The organism is Flavobacterium sp. AG291 (assembly GCF_003350375.1).
Taxonomy (GTDB): domain Bacteria; phylum Bacteroidota; class Bacteroidia; order Flavobacteriales; family Flavobacteriaceae; genus Flavobacterium; species Flavobacterium suzhouense.
In genome coordinates, this window is sequence record NZ_QQAR01000027.1 from 1 (window position 1) to 1,516 (window position 1,516).

Sequence of the window (1,516 nt, forward strand, 5' to 3'; positions counted from 1 at the left end):
TTTTCTTCTGAAAAAAAATTAATTGAAAGAAAGATGTTCTTTGACATAAACACATTAATAAAAAACGCCTGAAGGTAATATTTTCTTCTGCGTGCTCTTGGCAACAACTGTTTGTACATGGCGCTTGAGGTCAATTTCTTTGTCGGGGTTGTAAAATACACCACCAGTAAAACGCGACCTTATTGGATATTAGGGATTTCAATATATATCCCTAAGTCCTTTAATTTATCAATGTATGACTGTATCTGTTTTTGCTTTTTCCGAGAGTCAAGGTATTCATATCCTAAATCCTGATACGGGACTTTGTCCCTGATGATGTAATATGCTGCATTAAGCATTTTATGTCCTACTGCGATTAATGCCCGCTTTTTACCACGCCTACCTATTAAACTTTCATATTTTTTCTTTAGATAGCTGTTTTTAACATGAGAAGCAGCCCAAGCACACTCGACTAAAATTGGTTTGATGTATTGATTGCCTTGGTTGGTTCTTGAAGAGCGGCTTTTACCGGCACTCTCATTATTGCCAGGGCATATTCCAGCCCATGATGCAAGATGATTAACCGTTGGAAAACGACTCATATCAACTCCAATTTCTGACAACAACATCGTAGCACTAATTTGATTGAGTCCTGGCATGGTCTTTAATAATTCCAATTCAATATCGTATGGCTTTGATAATTGGAGCAGTTGATTATCAACCGATTCAATTTTTGACAGAGTGTTATAAAGATTGGTTCGGATAGCATTTAGCATGTATTTATGATTATCTGTGAGTACTCCCTGAAGTGATTCATACAGTATTTCTCTTTTCTTTTTGATTCTTCCATGGCATAGAGATAAAAGGAGATTAAAGTCATCAACTCCATCAATGAGCGCATTAATTAATAGGGTTCCAGATTTGCCAAAAATGTCACTGATAACATTGCTCAGTTTGAAATTTGCATCCTGCAATATTTTCTCAAAGCGGTTGCGATCAGCTGCTGCATTTTGTACCAATTTCTTACGGTAACGGGTAAGGTCTCGCATATCCCGGATATCTTTTGGTGGGATAAAACTTGCTTTCAAAAGGCCGCTGATTAGAAGTTTTGCAAGCCATCGACTATCTTTCTTATCGGTTTTATGGCCCGGTACGTTCTTTACATGGCGGGCATTGACTAAGATTACCTCAAAATCCTGCTCAAGAATATTGTAGACCGGTTTCCAATAAATCCCGGTACTTTCTATTGCCATATGGGTAATATTTAAGGAAATGAGCCAATCTCTTAAGGAGCGTAAACTATTCGTGTAGGTTGTGAAAGAACGTGTCTCAACAGTTATACCTACTCCCATTACAGTAACTACGACTGTATCGCGATGTACGTCCATACCACATCCACGCTCAATAACTTGGGGAAAATTTACTTGTGCCTTCATAATCTCAATATTTGATTCACTAAAGTACTGAGATATGCGATGCCTTTTTCATGCCTGTTGGTGACTCTAAAAATGTGTTTAGTCATGAGAATTTCTTTTGG

The 1,516-nt window shown here is 37.6% G+C and carries 1 protein-coding gene; it reads right to left on the reverse strand.

Annotated elements, in window-relative coordinates:
- Positions 1-179: 179 nt before the first annotated feature.
- Positions 180-1,415 carry an IS110 family transposase gene (locus DEU42_RS17315; RefSeq protein ID WP_114759586.1) on the reverse strand — a complete coding sequence of 412 codons (1,236 nt, stop codon included), beginning with the start codon at positions 1,413-1,415 and terminating at the stop codon, positions 180-182.
- Between the last annotated feature and the right edge of the window lie 101 nt (positions 1,416-1,516).